Source organism: Citrobacter sp. Cc139, assembly GCF_030334645.1.
GTDB lineage: Bacteria > Pseudomonadota > Gammaproteobacteria > Enterobacterales > Enterobacteriaceae > Citrobacter > Citrobacter werkmanii.
The window spans coordinates 230,261-248,113 of the sequence record NZ_JAOWDM010000069.1 but is presented as its reverse complement, the minus strand read 5'-3'; the positions used below and the strand labels follow the sequence as shown (position 1 = coordinate 248,113).

At 53.2% G+C, this 17,853-nt stretch carries 16 protein-coding genes and 1 pseudogene; 5 read left to right on the top strand and 12 right to left on the bottom strand.

The genetic code is table 11. The annotated features are described in order from the left end of the window. The first annotated feature begins 113 nt into the window (after positions 1 to 113). A complete protein-coding gene (locus tag OGV69_RS05825; RefSeq protein WP_286469186.1) occupies positions 114 to 854 on the top strand; it encodes a MipA/OmpV family protein in 741 nt (246 codons plus the stop codon). 90 nt (positions 855 to 944) lie between these two features. Here OGV69_RS05825 and OGV69_RS25295 read toward each other — a convergent pair. From OGV69_RS25295 to yiaK, 9 genes and pseudogenes are all read right to left on the bottom strand, one after another. Continuing rightward, positions 945 to 1,031, bottom strand: a pseudogene (locus tag OGV69_RS25295) (hypothetical protein); the annotation flags it as partial. Positions 1,032 to 1,086: 55 nt separating this feature from the next. Next, positions 1,087 to 1,782 carry an L-ribulose-5-phosphate 4-epimerase gene (araD, locus tag OGV69_RS05815; protein ID WP_069323728.1) on the bottom strand — a complete coding sequence of 232 codons (696 nt, stop codon included), beginning with the start codon at positions 1,780 to 1,782 and terminating at the stop codon, positions 1,087 to 1,089. Next, on the bottom strand, positions 1,776 to 2,636 hold the full coding sequence (locus OGV69_RS05810) for an L-ribulose-5-phosphate 3-epimerase (protein WP_069323729.1): 861 nt from the start codon (positions 2,634 to 2,636) through the stop codon (positions 1,776 to 1,778). The genes araD and OGV69_RS05810 overlap by 7 nt, the downstream gene beginning before the upstream one ends. Further along, positions 2,629 to 3,291: a 3-keto-L-gulonate-6-phosphate decarboxylase UlaD gene (gene ulaD, locus OGV69_RS05805; protein WP_069323730.1), complete on the bottom strand. Its 663-nt coding sequence runs from the start codon at positions 3,289 to 3,291 to the stop codon at positions 2,629 to 2,631. Before ulaD ends, OGV69_RS05810 begins: the two co-directional genes overlap by 8 nt. Then, positions 3,291 to 4,793: an FGGY-family carbohydrate kinase gene (locus OGV69_RS05800; RefSeq protein WP_069323731.1), complete on the bottom strand. Its 1,503-nt coding sequence runs from the start codon at positions 4,791 to 4,793 to the stop codon at positions 3,291 to 3,293. The genes ulaD and OGV69_RS05800 overlap by 1 nt, the downstream gene beginning before the upstream one ends. Before the next feature lie 100 nt (positions 4,794 to 4,893). Then, a complete protein-coding gene (locus tag OGV69_RS05795; RefSeq protein ID WP_038635232.1) occupies positions 4,894 to 6,213 on the bottom strand; it encodes an MFS transporter in 1,320 nt (439 codons plus the stop codon). Between the two features lie 31 nt (positions 6,214 to 6,244). Next, entirely contained in the window at positions 6,245 to 7,177 is a 933-nt protein-coding gene (locus tag OGV69_RS05790) for a DUF4862 family protein (protein ID WP_069323732.1), read from the bottom strand. A 13-nt stretch (positions 7,178 to 7,190) separates the two neighbouring features. After that, positions 7,191 to 7,655: a YhcH/YjgK/YiaL family protein gene (locus OGV69_RS05785; protein ID WP_069323733.1), complete on the bottom strand. Its 465-nt coding sequence runs from the start codon at positions 7,653 to 7,655 to the stop codon at positions 7,191 to 7,193. 11 nt (positions 7,656 to 7,666) lie between these two features. Continuing rightward, a complete protein-coding gene (gene yiaK, locus OGV69_RS05780) occupies positions 7,667 to 8,665 on the bottom strand; it encodes a 3-dehydro-L-gulonate 2-dehydrogenase (RefSeq protein WP_038635224.1) in 999 nt (332 codons plus the stop codon). Between the two features lie 217 nt (positions 8,666 to 8,882). On the opposite strand from yiaK, the gene yiaJ reads away from it, so the two are divergent. Further along, positions 8,883 to 9,698 carry an IclR family transcriptional regulator YiaJ gene (gene yiaJ / locus OGV69_RS05775; protein WP_069323829.1) on the top strand — a complete coding sequence of 272 codons (816 nt, stop codon included), beginning with the start codon at positions 8,883 to 8,885 and terminating at the stop codon, positions 9,696 to 9,698. 117 nt (positions 9,699 to 9,815) lie between these two features. After that, positions 9,816 to 10,289, top strand: coding sequence for a 4Fe-4S dicluster domain-containing protein (locus tag OGV69_RS05770; RefSeq protein WP_069323734.1), 474 nt, complete (start codon positions 9,816 to 9,818; stop codon positions 10,287 to 10,289). A 34-nt stretch (positions 10,290 to 10,323) separates the two neighbouring features. Here OGV69_RS05770 and avtA read toward each other — a convergent pair whose 3' ends face one another. Both avtA and malS read right to left on the bottom strand, forming a co-directional pair. After that, positions 10,324 to 11,574, bottom strand: coding sequence for a valine--pyruvate transaminase (avtA, locus tag OGV69_RS05765; RefSeq protein WP_069323735.1), 1,251 nt, complete (start codon positions 11,572 to 11,574; stop codon positions 10,324 to 10,326). Positions 11,575 to 11,750: 176 nt separating this feature from the next. After that, positions 11,751 to 13,781 carry an alpha-amylase gene (gene malS, locus OGV69_RS05760; RefSeq protein WP_286469182.1) on the bottom strand — a complete coding sequence of 677 codons (2,031 nt, stop codon included), beginning with the start codon at positions 13,779 to 13,781 and terminating at the stop codon, positions 11,751 to 11,753. Between the two features lie 316 nt (positions 13,782 to 14,097). Between malS and OGV69_RS05755 the strand changes: the two genes are divergently transcribed. After that, positions 14,098 to 14,922 carry a protein bax gene (locus tag OGV69_RS05755; protein WP_038635213.1) on the top strand — a complete coding sequence of 275 codons (825 nt, stop codon included), beginning with the start codon at positions 14,098 to 14,100 and terminating at the stop codon, positions 14,920 to 14,922. 70 nt (positions 14,923 to 14,992) lie between these two features. Here OGV69_RS05755 and xylR read toward each other — a convergent pair whose 3' ends face one another. Continuing rightward, positions 14,993 to 16,171 (bottom strand): D-xylose utilization transcriptional activator XylR, encoded by a 1,179-nt coding sequence (xylR, locus tag OGV69_RS05750; protein ID WP_038635210.1) that lies wholly within the window; start codon positions 16,169 to 16,171, stop codon positions 14,993 to 14,995. Between the two features lie 358 nt (positions 16,172 to 16,529). Between xylR and xylA the strand changes: the two genes are divergently transcribed. Continuing rightward, the gene (gene xylA / locus OGV69_RS05745; protein WP_038635208.1) at positions 16,530 to 17,852 is read left to right on the top strand and encodes a xylose isomerase; all 1,323 of its coding nucleotides are present in this window, start codon (positions 16,530 to 16,532) and stop codon (positions 17,850 to 17,852) included. The last annotated feature ends 1 nt before the right edge of the window (position 17,853 follow it).

The following is a 17,853-nucleotide window of genomic DNA, read 5'->3' as shown; positions in this document are numbered from 1 at the left end:
CCAATATATATATGTTTGTATATATTACTATATAAATATGGAAGTTGCATCGATGAAATTGTAAGCATTATTATGCACCCGCTTTGTGGCTTATTTTAAAATGGAATGTTGGCATGTTAATTAAACGCAATATTGTGGCGCTGTTCGCCTTTTCTTTTATGGCGAGTGCAACTGCCGCAGAGTTTTCTATTGGCGGTGGCGCTGTATATAATGAATCTCCTTATCGTGGATATAATGATAATGTTCATGCAGTACCGCTTATCAGTTATGAAAGTGAATCATTTTATTTTAGGCAAACAACGTTAGGCTATATTCTTTCAAAAAGTGAAAGTAATGAATTTAGCATTACTGCTTCCTACATGCCGCTTGAGTTTGATCCCGGTGATAACGACGATCATGCGATGAAGCAGCTGGACAAGCGTGATGCAACCGCGATGGCGGGTGCTGCATGGTATCACCATGAAAAATGGGGTAGCGTGAAGGTCTCTGCCGCAGCGGATGTGCTGGATAACCGCAATGGCTGGGTGGCGGAAATGTCTATGTTCCGCCAAATGCCAATGGGCAAGCTGACGCTGACGCCGGCGATTGGCGTGCTCTACTATGACGAAAACTTCAACGAATATTACTACGGCATCTCTGGCAATGAATCCCGCCGTAGTGGGTTATCAAGCTACTCCCCAGGGGACAGCTGGACACCGTATGTTGGCCTGTCCGCTAAATACGCGTTGACCAGCAACCTGACGCTGCTGGCCAGCGCCAACTATAGTGTGCTGCCGGATGACATTAAAAATAGCCCGATGGTTGATCGCGATGACAGCTTTACCCTGATGTCCGGTCTGACCTGGCGTTTCTGATTCTCACCCGTTTGTCCTCAGGGAGGAGGGCAATCTTTTCATGATGCCTTGACGGATGGGGCTAACTGCCGCCATCCATCGTCATCATTACTACTCGTTTATCCAGATTCGCATTTCGCCTTCACCACGGTTTGCCCAGCTAAACCACGGAATGAACGTCAGCGTATGCGCCTGACGCCCGCGGCCTGGAAACGGCGCTATTGCAAAGAACATATCAATAGCGCCTGACATGCTACTGTCCGTAATAGGCATTCTCGCCGTGTTTACGCAGATAGTGTTTATCCAGCAACTCAGGCTGCATATTCGGTAACTGTGGGGCCAACTGGCGTGAGAACAGTCCCATATAGGCGCACTCCTCTAGTACCACGGCGTTATGCACAGCATCCGCGGCGTTTTTACCCCAGGCGAACGGGCCGTGTGAATGCACCAGTACCGCCGGAACCTGCATCGGGTTCAGGTCCCGTTGCTCAAACGTTTTAATGATGACTTCGCCGGTCTGGTATTCATATTCACCGTTGATCTCTTCCACGGTCATCAGTCGGGTGCATGGGATAGTGCCGTAAAAGTAATCGGCATGCGTGGTACCCCATGCCGGGAGATCAAGACCCGCTTGCGACCAGATTGTCGCGTGGCGTGAGTGCGTGTGCACAATGCCGCCGATCTCAGGGTAACGGCGATACAGCGCCAGATGGGTTGGCGTGTCAGACGAGGGTTTTTTACTGCCTTCAACCACGTTGCCGCTGGCGATATCCACCACCACCATATCGTCGGCGGTCATCACGTCATATTCCACGCCGGATGGCTTGATAACCATCAGTTTGCGTGTTTCATCCACTGCGCTGACGTTACCCCAGGTAAAGGTGACTAAACCATGTGCCGGCAGCGCCAGATTCGCTGCCAACACCTCGGCTTTCAGTTGTTCTAACATGGAAAACCTCCTTCCTGCATACGGTCTTCTATCCAGCGTCGGGCCTGGATAATTTCCAGCACCGGTTCTTTTGCTTTTTCCGTCCACATTTCAATCAGAAACGATCCGCGATAGTTCAGCTCATGCAGCGTTTTGAAGATGCCCACAAAGTCCACGCATCCTTCGCCAAAGGGTACATCGCGAAACTGGCCCGGATGGGTTTCGGTTACCGGCAGCGTGTCCTTCAGATGGATAGCGGCGATACGGTCGATGCCCAACGTCAATTCAGCTTTGACGTCGTTACCCCAGGCGCTGAGGTTGCCCACGTCCGGGTAGACGGTGAACCACGGCGATGAGAGCATTTCATCCCACTTTTTCCACTTGCTGATCGAGTTCATAAATGCGGTATCCATGATTTCTACCGCCAGCATCACCTGCGCGGCGGCGGCTTGCTCAACTGCCCATGCCAGCCCCTCGGCAAAGCGCTGCTGTGTACCTTCGTCATGTTCTTCGTAATAGACGTCATAACCGGCCAGTTGAATGGTACGAATACCTAAATCCCGGGCCAGGCGGATGGCTTTGGTCATGATGTCGCGTGCCCGGACGCGGACGGCTTCATCGCGACTGCCAAAGGGAAAGCGGCGGTGGGCTGACAGGCACATGGAGGGAATGGCCACGCCGGTTTCCAGCATCGCGCTCACCAGCGATGCACGCTGGGCAGGAGTCCAGTCAAGGCGAGACAGACGTTCATCGGTTTCATCTACCGACATTTCAACGAAATCAAAACCGCAGCTTTTCGCCAGCACCAGCCGTTCCGGCCAGGTGAGGTCTTTCGCCAGCGCTTTTTCATAGATACCTAACGGATGGTTACGCATACTGTGCTCCCCAGATGGCGTCGATTTGCGCATGGAATTCGGCGGCCACCTGCGCCGGGTTTTGTGCTCCCGCCAGCGCGCGTCCGGCGATAAAGGCTTTGACGTTGATGTCGCGAAACAGCGGCAGGTCGGCGGGCGTAATACCACCGGTAATCGACAGCTCCAGACCAATATCGGAAAGCGCCTTCATCCGCGCCAGATCCACTTCCCCCCACTGTTGACCGCTGGCCTGCGCATCGCGTCCACGGTGATAAATCGCCTGGCGAACGCCAACGCGATACCAGTCGCGGGCATCATCCAGGGTCCAGTTGCCGAACAGTTCCATCTGAATTTCACCGCCGCAGGACTGTGCGACGCTATGACCTTTTTCTACGGTAGCGAGGGGCGCGGCGCAGATGATGGTCATCCAGTTGGCGCCTGCGCCAAACGCTTGCTGGGCGAGGGTTTCACCTGCGTCGGCCACCTTCCAGTCGGCGACGATAATTTTATTTGGGCACTGAGCGCGCAGCGCTTTCACCGCGCCCAGACCTTCGGTTAAACAGAGAATCGTGCCGGCCTCAACGATATCGACACTTTCCTGTAACAGAGCGACATCGCGTTGGGCCGCTTGCAGATTCGTGTGGTCAAGCGCCAGTTGCAGTAATGGTCGACTCATTATTCGTGCTCCTTAATACGGGCGTGATAGCCCTGCAGTGCGGTAATTAAATTCTGGTATTGGCGGTATTTGCGCTGATAGTTCGCATGCGCCGCGGCGTCCGGCAACAGGGTGCGTACCGGATGCTGTAAGCTGCGCTGGGCATCGCTGAAATTGTGATAAACACCGGTGCCGACGCGGGCAGCGAGCGCTGCGCCAAAGCAGCCGGTCTCTTCAACCTGCGGCAGTTCGATACGTAAACCGCTGACGTCCGCCAGCATTTGCATCCAGACGTTGGAGTGCGCCGGGCCACCGGTAACGCGCAGGGTATGCGCCTGCGTAAAATGTTCGCGCATGCGGTTGAGATGGGTCATATGGCTGAAAACCACGCCTTCGTAGATGGCTTGCAATAAGTGGGCGCGAGTGTGTAAAGCCTGCATGCCATAAAAACCGCTGGTCATCTCCAGCCCGGCGTTACTGCCATACAAAAAAGGCAGGAACAAAAGATTGCTACTGGCTTTCGGCAAGCTGGCAACGGCCTGGTTGACCTCATCAAAAGAGAGTTCGCCCCATTGGGCGGTAAACCACTCCAGATTGCCGGAAGAGGTCGGGCTGGCTTCGTGAACGATGTACTGCCCGTCATTGACATAGCGGCCATAGACGTAAGGATGCGCTTCGTGGTCGCGCAGGCCGTGAGCGATCCCGCTGGTGACAGCCCAGGTCCCCATCACCGCGTTGAGGGTGTGTTCATCTTCGATCCCGGCGCAGAGTGCGGTGGAAACCACATCAAACAGACCGCCGACGACGGGTGTACCCGCCGCCAGACCGGTTATGGCAGCCGTTTGAGCGGTGATTTCCCCGCATATTTCTGCTGAACCGACAATGGGCGGTAGCGCATTGTCGACTTCACTGATGCCCAGCCACTGGGTCAGACGCGGGTCGTACTGACCTGTCGTCATGTTGTAGAGATTTGACTCGGAGATGTTGCTCTCTTCGCAGCCTTTCACGCCGGTTAAACACCAGCGCAGGTAGTCATGGCCCATCATGACGCAGCCGATTTGCGCGTAGCGTTGCGGTTCATTTTCTTTCACCCAGCGCAGGAGGGATGCGGGATGTCCGGTCCACAATGTCTGGCGGGTGATCGGGTAGAGCTGTGCGGGGATCCCATCCTGCTGCCAGCGCTGAACGATGTCCATCGCCCGTCGGTCGGAAGAGAGAATGGCATTACCCAGCGGCTTATCCTGTTTATCAAGAAGGAACAGTCCCTTGCCCTGAGCGGAGATACCGACGCCTTTGATTTGTTCACCGGATACGCCGGTGCGTTTCAACAGCCCGGCAATGGTGGCGATACACTGTTGCCACAGTTGGCGCATATCGCGTTCGGCGTAACCCGGTAATGGCGATACGGTCTGCAACGATTGACGGTTAATTCCATGCTCATGACCTTTGGCATCATACAAACCAGCTTTCAGATACGTACCGCCACAATCGATCCCCAGCCAAAAGGTCTCTCTATCACTCATCTTTGTTATCTCATTTTTGCCGGATGGCGCTGTGCGTATCCGGCCTTGGGTATTTATTGGTTTTGTAGGCCCGGTGAGCGCAGCGCCCCCGGGCATTGTTTCAGGCTGTGCGTTTATGTGGATTCAGTGTCTTTAGCGGAGCTGCGCCCGCATCGCATTTCGCCGGCAGCAGCAGCGCCATCAGCGCGGCCAGAGCCAGTGAGACGGCCAGGCAGTAAACGCCAGCATCTTTGCTGTACAGGGTGATAAGTACGCCGACCGCGTAAGGACCGCAGAAACCGCCAAGGTTCCCCAACGCATTGATGACCCCACGTGCGCCACCGGCCATTTCCGCGCTGAACAAACGCGCCGGAATAGTCCAGAACACCCCCGCGGCTGATTGCAGGAAGAATCCGCAGCCAACCAGCGCGGCATAAGCCAGCCAGACGTTATTTTTCAGCGCTACAGAGAGGAACATGCACAGGGCAAAGCCAATCAGCGGCAGGCAGACGAACAGCTTGCGTTTACCGGTCCGGTCAGAGAGGGAAGAGAACAGGAACATCCCGGCAATCGCGCCGACGTACGGCAGAATAGCGAGCATGCCAACTTGCCCCATGCTGCTGTGGGTCAACTCTTTGAGGATGGTCGGCAGCCACAGGGTGTAACCATAAATCCCGGTCTGATAGAAGAAGTTCAGGGCGATAAGCTGCCACATGGTTTTGTCGGACAACACCGCGCCCAGAGAGGCATTTTTGACCTCTGTTCCGGCAATCGCTTTTTGCTCGGCGGCCAGGGTTTCTACCAGGTAATTTTTCTCCGCCTCAGAGATCCAGCGCGCTTCCTGCGGACGGTCGTAAACGGTATAGGCCCACAGCACCAGAACGACGACGGAGAGTAAACCTTCAATGATGAACAGCCAGCGCCAGTCGAGTACGGTGATTATCCAGCCCGAGAGCGGGGCGGTAATGATCCCGGCAATAGGCACAAACATAATCACAATCGCATTGGCGCGACCGCGTTCGGCGTCGGGGAACCAGTTACTGATCATCGTCAGCACCACCGGCAGCATGCCGCCTTCGGCCACGCCGAGTAAGAAACGCAAAACCAGCAGTTGATACTGATTAGTGATCAATCCCGTCAGAACGGAAATAACCGCCCAGGCAACCAGCGACCAGCCGATAAATTTCTTGCCGCTGCCGTGTACGGCAATTTTTCCGCCGGGAACCTGTAAAAACAGATAACCGATGAAGAAAATTCCCCCGGCCAGACCGGCCATGGTGGCGGAAATACCTAATTCCTCATCCATACCGCCGGGCATCGCAAATGCGATATTAACGCGGTCCATATAAGAGATAATACAAGCGATCAGAATCGGGGGAATAATCCGCAGCCAGCGCTGACGGGGTATATCTTTGAGTGTAGGGCGAGAGGTCATGTTCATATTAATATTCTCGTAGAGTAGTATGTTATTTTTATAGTTTTGCTTTGTTTAATGCAGCGATGCCGTCGCGTAATATCGCTACGCGATGGGACACATCTGCATTGGCATTTATTTCCAGCAATTTAATACCGGCAAATTGCAATAGTTCGGTTCCTGCACAGGTGAATAATTCGCGGGCACGATCGGCGGTCATCAGGCTCTGCGGGCAGAAAGGAGCAAACGGCGCGTGCAGGTCCTGCCACTCGCCGTATTCTCCTGTAATCGTCGTGCCGGAGAACATCAGCGCGCCCAGTTTCCCGGCCCGTTGGGCCTGCTGCGTGTGGGCCAGCGGCAGGGCGAGGTCCTGCCCTTCAATCGCCGATCGCGCCCAGTTAATACACACGCTGATGTCGTAACCGGCGATCGCGTCCAGTACGTTTTCTAACGGTAAAAATCCTTTGCGTGGCGCGGGGCCAGTCATAGCATCGCAATGTTCCAGCACCAGATCGCAGGACCAGTCCCAACGGGTAATTTCCTGGAGCGAACGGGCAAACGCGTCGGTGGCCTGAGCGACATTTGGGTTGCTTGCCAGCGGAGCGGCATGCAGTTCAAGGGCGATTATTTTCCCGGCGCTGGCCGCATTAATACGGTTGATTTTCTGGTGCAGATGGCGGTAATACGCCACACAGGCCTGACGCTGCTCTTCGTCGCTGGAGGCCAGCCCAAAACCGCTATTGATGCCGCGACGGCGCATGGTCTCCATAATCGCTGTGACCACGATTTGCCACTCGCCTGGCGTATGGCGCAATAACCACTCGTCACCTAACGGATGCAGATGCTCAAGGCAGGGCTGCTCCAGTCCGCGAATATCCGGGGTATCGGAGAGTTGACGCCAGAATTCCTTCTCTTCCTCTTCACTCTTTTGGTGAAATGAGGGTGCACAAGGGTACGCACCGATAATATAACCGGTAGTGTTAGCTTTCATTTTTGTGCTCCTTTTATAAAACTGAAATAGCAACCTTCACGACTATTTTGCGGATCGGCGTGGCGACAGTTTTATGACATGCGGGGCGATGAACATCCTGCGGGAAAAATATGGCGTAACTTCCCGGAATCATTTCAATAAAAGATTCATGTTCACTGGCGTGATAAAAAATAATATCGCGCTGTGCTAATAACGATTCGCTGATTTCGTTATTTCCGGTATCAATGGCGATACCGATTTTTTCTTCACCCCAGGCTAAAAACTGAATATCCAGATAGCGACGATGTACTTCAGGGCGATTTTCGGCAGCGTCACGCGTGGTTAAATCGATAATCTGCGCGAAGATATTTTTACCCTCGATCTCCACCACGCCCGGCTCAAGTTTGCGGAAATCCGTGGTGCGCAGGAAGTCGAGCGCTCTTTCAATCGCCTCGGGCAAACGACACGGATTAGGCTGTGAGATATGTCCAAAGATCATGGGGTTGCTCCTTACAGCGTCTGAATTTTTGCCCAGACGCTGTCATCAACGGTGATGCCGTTACGGCGATTTTCTTCCAGTAGCTTTGTAAACTCGTGGCCAGGCAGACGAACAGGCGTGTTTTCATCAGCGCGTTCGGCGGTGGTGATGAAATCCATAATCCGCTGGAGTTTCGCATCGCGCGTGGCGCCATCGATCAGCTTATCCACTTCAATGGCGATGAAAATCTGCGAAACGCCATATTCGTCGCTGTTATCCTGAGTGACCTCCGCAACAGAAGAGCCGTCAGAAAGCAGGGTGGCGATCATATCCAGCACAATCGACAGACCTGAACCTTTCCAGTAACCCATTGGCAGAATGCGACGATTTTTTTCGATAACGCCAGGCTCTTTGGTGAGATTACCTTCATCGTCAAAGCCACCGTCTACCGGCAGTTCGCGACCGGCCAGGCGATTCACTTCCAGCATGCCGTAGGAGAACATCGACATCGACATATCAACCATGGTGATTGGCGTGGAGGGGATCGCGACAATCAGCGGGTTAGTGCCAATGCGGCACTCCTTTGAACCCCACGGCGGCATGACGGCAATTGAGTTGGTCCAGCAGATACCAATGTAACCTTTCTCCGCGGCCTGCCAGCCATAGCTGCCGCCGCGCATCCAGTGGTTGGCGTTACGTAGCGCCACCAGACCAATACCGTGATCGGAGGCCAATTCAATGGCTCGGTCCATCATCTTTTTCGCCGTCAGATTGCCGATCGAACGCCGGGCATCCCATTGCTCAATCGCCCCCAGGCTGGTGATGCGCTGTGGTTTGGCTTCAGGAATGATGTCGCCGTTATCCAGTTGCTGAATGAAGCGGGGAAAACGGTTGACGCCATGCGAATAGACGCCGGATTCGGTGGTGCGGGCGAACATTTCTGCACAGGCATCTGCGGTTTCAGCGGCGATACCGCGTGCCAGCAGTACCCGATTGAACGCATCTTTTAACTGTTCAAAGGTGACTTTCATTCCTGTTTCCTTGTTTAAATTTGATCGCTTTTTTATCTCTAAATTTCACTATGCGAAATCTGATTTCAAATATAGCGATCAAAATTTAACAGATCAACGGGGTGGCCTGTTTTTTAAAATCTGCAAAATCAAACAGTTGTGTTTTTTCGGTTCAGATCGTGAACTGAAACACACTTTGCGCTACCATCAGAGCGCGACGAAAAGGGGAGCGGAAAAAATGGGCACAAAAGAGAGTGAAATGACGCAAGACAAAGAGAGGCCAGCCGGAAGTCAGAGCCTGTTCCGTGGTTTGATGTTGATTGAGATCCTGAGCAACTATCCGAATGGGTGCCCGCTGGCCCACCTGTCTGAACTGGCGGGGCTGAACAAAAGTACCGTGCATCGACTCTTGCAAGGATTGCAATCCTGCGGCTATGTCACACCCGCACCCGCTGCGGGCAGCTATCGGCTGACCACTAAATTTATCGCCGTTGGGCAGAAGGCGCTGTCGTCACTGAATATCATCCATGTCGCCGCGCCGCACCTTGAAGCGCTGAATATTGCCACCGGCGAAACTATCAACTTCTCCAGCCGTGAAGATGATCACGCTATTTTGATCTATAAGCTCGAGCCGACGACGGGCATGCTGCGTACCCGCGCCTATATCGGCCAGCATATGCCGCTGTACTGCTCCGCGATGGGCAAAATCTATATGGCGTTTGGACATGCGGATTACGTGGCGTCCTACTGGGAGAGCCATCAGGAGCTGATTCAGCCGCTGACCCGCAATACCATCACTGGTTTACCGGCGATGTACGATGAACTGGCGCAAATCCGCGAAAGCAGTATGGCGATGGATCGGGAAGAGAACGAGCTGGGGGTTTCCTGTATTGCCGTGCCGGTGTTTGATATTCACGGTCGGGTGCCATATTCGGTGTCGATTTCACTTTCTACCTCGCGTCTGAAGCAGGTAGGGGAAAAGAATTTACTCAAGCCGCTACGCGAAACCGCTCAGGCAATTTCCAATGAGCTGGGCTTTACCGTTCGCGATTAGGCGCGTGCCTGACATCGTTCAGTCACCTGACAAAATTTAACCGTTTCCCCTGTCCGATCAAGGCAGCAGGGAGTCTCTCTCTGGCAATCTGTGGTTTTCACTCTGACGGAGGGGGCAATGAACGAGTTTATTATGGCGGATGCGGCAAAATGTATTGGGTGTCGTACCTGCGAAGTTGCCTGCGTTGTCGCACATCAGGAAAATCAGGATTGCGCATCGGTCTCCTCTGAGGCGTTTATCCCGCGGATTCGGGTGATTAAAGACGACGCTTTTACGACGGCAGTTGCCTGTCATCAGTGCGAAGATGCTCCCTGCGCTAACGTGTGCCCAACCCACGCAATTCGTCGTGAACATGGACATATCTTCGTTGAACAGGCGCAGTGTATTGGCTGTAAAAGCTGCATGATCGCGTGTCCGTTTGGGGCGATGAACGTTGTCGCACGAACGTCACGGGCGCAGGCGATAAAATGTGATTTGTGCTGGCATCGCGAGACGGGACCTGCATGTGTAGAAGCCTGCCCGACCAGTGCCTTGCAGTGTATTGATGCTGTCAGTATGCAGCGACAGCGTCTGCGTTCGCTGCCGCTGTGAAGCGACCCGACCCGCGCTCGGGTCGGGATTTGCGTTAGCCTTCCAGCCAGGCGCGCTCGATCTCTTCCGCCAGAATCTTCACGCCAGCCTCGATTTTCTCCGGCTCCGGAACGTAATTCATGCGCATGCACTGATGGGTATGCGGCCAGGGTTTATCCAGCCCCGGGAAGAAGTAGTCACCGGGAACCATCAGTACGCCGCGCGCTTTCAGGCGCTGATACAGCAGCTCGGTGGTGATCGGCAAATCTTTGAACCATAACCACAGGAAAATCGCCCCTTCTGGTTTGTGGATGAGGCAGCGATCTTCAGGTAAATATCGACGAATGATCGCAATTGTCTGCTGAACGCGCTGGTAATAAAACGGTTTGATCACCGTCTCAGAAAGGCGCAGAAGATCGTTACGTTTAATCATTTCGCACATCATCGCCGGTCCCATTCCGCCGGGCGCAAGGCTGATAATGCCATTCATATTGGTGATGGCGGTGATGATCTTTTCATTGGCGATAATGATGCCGCAGCGGGAGCCTGGCAGACCCAGCTTAGAAAGGCTCATGCACAGCACAATGTTGGGGTTCCACAGCGGCCGGGCTTCGCTAAAAATGATGCCAGGGAACGGCACGCCATACGCGTTATCGATCACCAACGGGATACCGTGCTGGTTGGCCAGCCGATCCAGCTTCATCAGCTCTTCGTCGGTGATCACGTTGCCTGTCGGGTTAGTCGGGCGCGACACGCAGATCATCCCCGTTTCTTCACCGATGTGCAGATGTTCAAAATCAACGTGATACTTAAACTGGCCTTCTGGTAACAGTTCGATGTTTGGGCGTGCAGAGACAAAGAGTTCTTCTTCCAGCCCGGCATCGGCATAGCCAATATATTCCGGCGCTAATGGGAACAACACTTTTTGCGTTGTTCCGTCGGCGCGGCGTCCGGCGAAAAGATTGAATAAGTAGAAAAATGCGCTCTGACTGCCATTTGTCAGTGCAATATTTTGTGGCTCGATATCCCAACCCTGCTTCTCACGTAGCAGTTTCGCCAACTCGGCCAGTAGCTCGGTTTTACCTTGTGGACCGTCATAATTGCAAAGCGCATCAGCGGCTTTGCCGTTTTCCAGCATATCTGCCAGCAGGGACTGAAAGTAATTTTTCATCTCTGGGATTTGCGCCGGATTACCGCCGCCGAGCATGATGGCGCCTGGTGTGCGTAAGCCATCGTTGAGGTCCTCCATCAGGCGTGTGATGCCTGAATGGCGGGTAAATTTGTCGCCAAAAAGTGAGAATGTCATAGCAGGTGGTCTGTCGAGCTGAGTAGTAAAGTGGCTAACCATAGCGCTACCTATGGCGGGGTGCAAATCAGGGGCATCAGGCTGGATTGATGTTTTGTGCTGCAAATTTTTGTCGGGCTGGTGTTTTATCGTGAATTTGGCTTCTCGCATCAGCGAGTACGAGAAGCCCGTCAGGATCAGGGCTGACCGGCCCACACCACCATAACTTTATCGTTGCCATGTTCACGGACGAATCCGTACCCCTGCTTCAATGTCAGTGTGGTTTGTTTACCGGCGCCAATGGCGGGATGTCTGGCCCTGAAGTGGCTGATACGTTGCCAGTGTGCGACGCTGGCGGCAGATTTCCCGGTCACGTCCTGCCAGTTCATCTCTGAGCGCGTACCCTGCAAGGGATCGGACCCCGTGGGGCCGAAAGGCCGGGCCGACTCGTCACCGTAAAACAGTTGTACTGCCCCAGGCGCCAGCAGCAATAGCTCGGCGGCTTTGTCTCCACCCTCGCGAAACAGCCGGGTATCATGGGAGGAGAGATAGCTCAGAACGTTGAAATCCTGCAGTTTTTCCGCCATCTGTTGCCAGGTGAGATCCATATTTGCCAGACAATCAACGGCTTTCGCCGCCTGCTCCTGATAGTCGAAATTGATCATCGCGTCGAAACCGTGACGATAATAGTCGCTTTGCATGACGCCGTGACCCCAGGCTTCACCGGTCATCCAGAAGGGTTTATCATCCAGCGCTTTGTCCGGGTGGGCTTTCTTCCATTCGACCAGCGCCGCGCTGGCCTGTGTTTTGAGCTGCTGCCAGGCGGGAAGCTCGACGTGTTTGGCGGTATCGACCCGAAAGCCGTCAATTCCGTAATCGCGCACCCACTGACTGAGCCAGTGGGTCAGATAATCACGGGGCGTGTAGCCGGCGATCGCTTTAGCGTGAGTATCCGGTTTGTGCTGATAAAAATTAGGCAGGCCGGAAGGCGTGGTGGATTCGGTTTTCAGATCGGGCAGGAAAGCCAGCGACATGGTCAGGTCGTCAAAACCTGGGTTGTCGTAATCGCCAATATCGGTGCGGATCCAGTTTTTGCCCCACCATTTTTCCCAACCGGCTTTATCGCTGAAGTTGATGTAATCATTAAAGCTATGCCAGCTCTGCCCGGCAGTTGGCTTCCAGCCCGTCCAGCGTTCGCCGAGCGTGTTTTTCAGCTCATCGCCTGATAAGTACAGCGCCCCAAACTGATATTCCTGCATATCCGCCAGCGTGGCGTAGCCAGTATGGTTCATCACGACATCAAACAGGACACGGATGCCGCGCTGGTGAGCGCCGTCAACCAGCTCGCGCAGATCGTTTTCGTTGCCCATATTGGCGTCGAGCGTGGTCCAGTCCTGAGTGTAGTAGCCATGGTAGGCGTAGTGGGGGAAATCGCCTTTGGTGCCACCGCCGACCCAGCCGTGGATTTGCTCAAACGGCGCGCTGATCCATAACGCATTGACGCCCAGTTGTTGCAGATAGTCGAGTTTGCTGGCAAGACCGCGTAAATCGCCGCCGTGGAAGGTGCCAATTTCCTGCATACCGTCGTTGCGCCGACCGTAGCTGTGGTCGTTGCCCGGATCGCCATTCACAAAGCGGTCCGTCAGGACGAAATACACCGTCGCGTTATGCCAGTCGAAAGCGGCGGGGGCGTCGGTTTCCGCTCGTTCCAGCAGCAACAACCCGTTACTGGTTGCGGCGGGCTGCAGGGTAATCGACCCGTTTTTTACCGTCGCCGTTTGGTTGCTGTAGTAGTCGCGCACCACGGCGCCTTCCGGGAAGGTCTGACTGACGTCCAGCGTTAATGGCGAACCATCCCATTTCGGACACTGGCGAATTTGGCTACTGACGGGGTCTGCGGCGCTTTTGACTGAGAGCATCAGCGTTGGCGTGCCGGAGCGGGTATCGACTTCCAGCGTGTAATCGCCGTCCTTGAATAAACGCCACTGCGGCGGCGCGCCTTCACAAGGTTTAAGCGACAGCATCTGGTTGAGTTTTATCGCGTCAGCTGGCTGCCAGCACTGTTGGTCAAAATTCAGAATTAAAGGACGAGTACCCTTCGTCAACGCTGCATGGCTGACGAATTTACCCGTACCTTCCGCTTCGAAGGCGGGAAGTCCCTGAGAAGTCCATGTTGAGGCGATGGCAATGCCGGGCATTAGCGCCAGCGCAACGGCGGCAAGTTTCATAATGCTGTCCTTGATGCTGCGATTTTAGCCAGTTTGCCAGTGAAATCATGCCGGAAACTCCTCCTTTGAGGTGATTCCGCCAGGAGGAGAAGTGAGGGTGAGCTAATGCGCGCAAAAAATGAACTAATTTTGCGATAACCCCCACATTTTCATCAAATTAATGGCAGCCCGAATCGTTAACGCGTGACATAGTTTCAGAATTGGACTATTCCTTTGGGTGCTCTTGACCGTTATTTTTGATATGATTTGAGATTCATCTCTCATTTTTTTGAAAAATATAAGGTGTTGGAATGTATAAATCCGACCAGGAGACCTAATGATATTGACTCCCATTCGACGATATGGGGCAATGATTCTTATGTTACTCACCGTTGCATTTTCGGGTGAGGCGCTGGCAAAGACACACACGGCGACAACGAGTCACAAGCCCCAGGTAATCAAGGCAAGTAATAAACAGGTTAGCAGTAAACAAGAGTATTCTCGCAATAGTGCAAAGAGTAGTTCACTTCCTGATTTGCGAAAATACCCTTCCGGAACACCAAGGAAAAAAGCGTTTCTCCGGACGGTTATGCCTTATATTACCAGTCAAAATGCTGCCATTACGGCGGATCGTAACTGGCTGATTTCAAAACAGTACCAGAATCGCTGGTCACCGACAGAGCGTACGCGGATGAAAGACATCGCTAAGCGCTATAAGGTGAGCTGGTCTGGCAACACGCGTAAAATTCCGTGGAACACGCTGCTTGAGCGTGTAGACATTATCCCGACCAGTATGGTGGCAACCATGGCTGCGGCTGAAAGCGGCTGGGGGACGTCGAAGCTGGCGCGGAGCAACAACAACCTGTTTGGCATGAAATGTGGCAAAGGGCGTTGTAATAATGCCCCTGGTAAGGTGAAAGGCTACTCACAGTTTGAATCAGTGAAAGAGTCAGTCAATGCCTATGTCATTAACCTGAATACGCACCCAGCTTACTCTTCTTTCCGGAAGTCACGTGCGCAACTGCGTAAAGCCGATCAGGAAGTCACCGCTACCGCGATGATCCATAAGCTGAAGGGTTATTCCACTAAGGGACAGAGCTACAACAACTATCTGTTCGCAATGTATCAGGATAACCAGCGCTTAATTGCCGCGCATATGTAACGTGTGCTAATCCGGTCTACAAGTCATCTCGTAGGCCGGATCAGACGAAGCCGCCATCCGGCAATTCCCTCTATAGCAACACTTCACTATTCACATCGCGATACTCTTTTGGCGTCGTGTCGTATTCTTTCTTGAAGACGGAATAGAAGTACTGCAGTGATGGATAGCCGCACATTTGTGAAATTTCGTTGATCGACAGCGTGGTGGAAATCAACAGGCTGCGCGCTTTTTCCAGCTTTTCGGCATGAATCACCGCATGGATAGTTTCTCCGACCTCTTCTTTAAAACGTTTCTCCAGATTCGACCGCGAAATCCCCACTGAATCCAGCACCTGTTCGACTTTAATGCCTTTGCAGGCATGGTTGCGGATAAAGTGCATCGCCTGAATCACCGCCGGATCGGTCAATGAACGGTAGTCAGTTGAACGGCGTTCAATGACGCGCACTGGCGGGACCAGTATGCGTTGCAGCGGTAGTTCTTCATTCGCCAGTAACCGGTGCAGAAGCTTAGCGGCCTGATACCCCATCTGCCTGGCCCCCTGAGCAACGGATGACAGCGCCACCCTCGACAGGTAACGGGTCAGTTCTTCGTTGTCGATTCCAATCACGCACAGTTTTTCCGGGACCGGAATATGCAGGTGTTCGCAAGCTTGCAGAATGTGCCGCGCTCGCGCGTCGGTGACGGCGATAATGCCGGTTTGCGGCGGCAGAGTTTGCAGCCAGTCCGCCAGACGATTTTGCGCGTGCTGCCAGTTTTCCGGCGCGGTTTCCAGTCCCTGATAGACAACACCACGGTATTTTTCTTTAGCGACCAATTGGCAAAACGCATATTCACGTTCAGCCGCCCAGCGTTTGCCGCTTGAAGCGGGCAGTCCGTAGAACGCGAACCGGTTGATTCCTTTTTCTTTCAGATGCAGGAAAGCGCTTTCTACCAGCGCGTGGTTATCGGTGGCAATGTAATGCACCGGCGGATAATCCTGTTCCGCATGGTAGGAACCCCCGACGCCGATGATAGGAACATCCACATCGGCAAGTAATTGTGCAATGTCATCATCGTCATAATCGGCAATAACACCATCGCCTAACCAGTCTTTAATATTATCAATGCGGGCGCGGAAATCTTCCTCAATGAATATATCCCACTCTGATTGTGATGCCTGTAAATATTCACCCACCCCTTCTACCACCTGGCGGTCGTAGGCTTTATTGGCATTAAATAATAGAGTGATGCGGTGACGTTTATCAAACATAAGAATCTGTCCTGGAAGGTTAACGTGGCCTGTCGATACTAGCAAAACCGCAGGGACGACTGCTTGATGAAGCGTGACAAATTTTTATTTTCTTAATGCTACGCAAAATTCACATACTGAACGCGGGATGACAATTGCCATTTTTTATCTGCGCATTACGGTTTTTTGTTTAATGATTAACCTTCGATCGCGATCGCTTTTTTAATTCTCTTTTCAATGCGCTTTTTTGGGAGCCAGCGCACGTTTGGGTATTCTCTTAATGGCGGTGTGAAATAACGTAATTGAGCAATAAATCAGGAAATTCCAGTATAGCTATATCGCAGTTTACTTGCCGTATTACCTGATTATGGAGCTTATTATGCAGGCTTATTTCGACCAACTCGATCGTGTTCGTTTTGAAGGGACTAAAACTACTAACCCGCTCGCATTTCGCCATTACAACCCTGACGAAATCGTGTTGGGCAAACGCATGGAAGATCATCTGCGTTTTGCCGCCTGCTATTGGCATACATTCTGCTGGAACGGTGCGGACATGTTCGGCATGGGCGCTTTCGATCGTCCGTGGCAGCAGCCCGGAGAAGCACTGGAGCTGGCGAAACGCAAAGCGGATGTCGCATTTGAGTTCTTTCACAAGCTGAACGTCCCTTACTACTGCTTCCATGACGTGGATGTCTCGCCGGAAGGCGCGTCGCTGAAAGAGTACAAAAACAACTTTGCGCAGATGGTTGATGTACTGGCGGCAAAACAGGAACAAAGTGGGGTCAAGCTGCTGTGGGGAACGGCAAACTGCTTCACCAATCCACGCTACGGCGCGGGCGCGGCCACTAACCCGGACCCGGAAGTGTTCAGCTGGGCTGCCACACAGGTAGTCACGGCGATGGATGCCACGCACAAGCTAGGCGGTGAAAACTACGTTCTGTGGGGCGGCCGTGAAGGCTATGAAACGCTGCTGAATACCGATCTGCGTCAGGAACGTGAGCAGATTGGCCGCTTTATGCAGTTGGTGGTAGAGCACAAACACAAAACGGGTTTCCAGGGCACTTTGCTTATCGAACCGAAGCCGCAGGAACCGACCAAACACCAATACGACTACGATGCGGCGACCGTTTATGGGTTCCTCAAGCAGTTCGGCCTGGAAAAAGAGATCAAACTGAATATCGAAGCCAACCACGCCACGCTGGCGGGTCACTCATTCCATCATGAAATCGCCACTGCTATCGCGCTGGGTCTGTTTGGTTCTGTCGATGCCAACCGCGGTGACGCACAGTTGGGATGGGATACTGACCAGTTCCCAAATAGCGTAGAAGAGAATGCGTTGGTGATGTACGAAATCCTCAAAGCGGGCGGCTTCACCACCGGCGGTCTGAACTTTGACGCCAAAGTTCGTCGTCAGAGCACCGATAAATACGATTTGTTCTATGGTCATATTGGCGCAATGGATACCATGGCGCTGTCGCTGAAAATTGCGGCCCGTATGATTGAGGACGGTGGTCTGGATCAGCGTGTGGCCAAGCGTTACGCTGGTTGGAATGGTGAGCTGGGCCAGCAAATTCTGAAAGGGCAGATGACGCTGACGGAAATTGCGCAGTACGCTGAACAACATAATCTGGCGCCAGTGCATCAGAGCGGCCATCAGGAACTGCTGGAAAATCTGGTAAACCATTATTTGTTCGACAAATAAC

Coding starts and splice junctions, on each gene's coding strand:
- OGV69_RS05825 (WP_286469186.1), top strand. CDS start 114: ATGTTAATTAAACGCAATATTGTGGCGCTGTTCGCCTTTTCTTTTATG.
- araD (WP_069323728.1), bottom strand. CDS start 1,782: ATGTTAGAACAACTGAAAGCCGAGGTGTTGGCAGCGAATCTGGCGCTG.
- OGV69_RS05810 (WP_069323729.1), bottom strand. CDS start 2,636: ATGCGTAACCATCCGTTAGGTATCTATGAAAAAGCGCTGGCGAAAGAC.
- ulaD (WP_069323730.1), bottom strand. CDS start 3,291: ATGAGTCGACCATTACTGCAACTGGCGCTTGACCACACGAATCTGCAA.
- OGV69_RS05800 (WP_069323731.1), bottom strand. CDS start 4,793: ATGAGTGATAGAGAGACCTTTTGGCTGGGGATCGATTGTGGCGGTACG.
- OGV69_RS05795 (WP_038635232.1), bottom strand. CDS start 6,213: ATGAACATGACCTCTCGCCCTACACTCAAAGATATACCCCGTCAGCGC.
- OGV69_RS05790 (WP_069323732.1), bottom strand. CDS start 7,177: ATGAAAGCTAACACTACCGGTTATATTATCGGTGCGTACCCTTGTGCA.
- OGV69_RS05785 (WP_069323733.1), bottom strand. CDS start 7,655: ATGATCTTTGGACATATCTCACAGCCTAATCCGTGTCGTTTGCCCGAG.
- yiaK (WP_038635224.1), bottom strand. CDS start 8,665: ATGAAAGTCACCTTTGAACAGTTAAAAGATGCGTTCAATCGGGTACTG.
- yiaJ (WP_069323829.1), top strand. CDS start 8,883: ATGGGCACAAAAGAGAGTGAAATGACGCAAGACAAAGAGAGGCCAGCC.
- OGV69_RS05770 (WP_069323734.1), top strand. CDS start 9,816: ATGAACGAGTTTATTATGGCGGATGCGGCAAAATGTATTGGGTGTCGT.
- avtA (WP_069323735.1), bottom strand. CDS start 11,574: ATGACATTCTCACTTTTTGGCGACAAATTTACCCGCCATTCAGGCATC.
- malS (WP_286469182.1), bottom strand. CDS start 13,781: ATGAAACTTGCCGCCGTTGCGCTGGCGCTAATGCCCGGCATTGCCATC.
- OGV69_RS05755 (WP_038635213.1), top strand. CDS start 14,098: ATGATATTGACTCCCATTCGACGATATGGGGCAATGATTCTTATGTTA.
- xylR (WP_038635210.1), bottom strand. CDS start 16,171: ATGTTTGATAAACGTCACCGCATCACTCTATTATTTAATGCCAATAAA.
- xylA (WP_038635208.1), top strand. CDS start 16,530: ATGCAGGCTTATTTCGACCAACTCGATCGTGTTCGTTTTGAAGGGACT.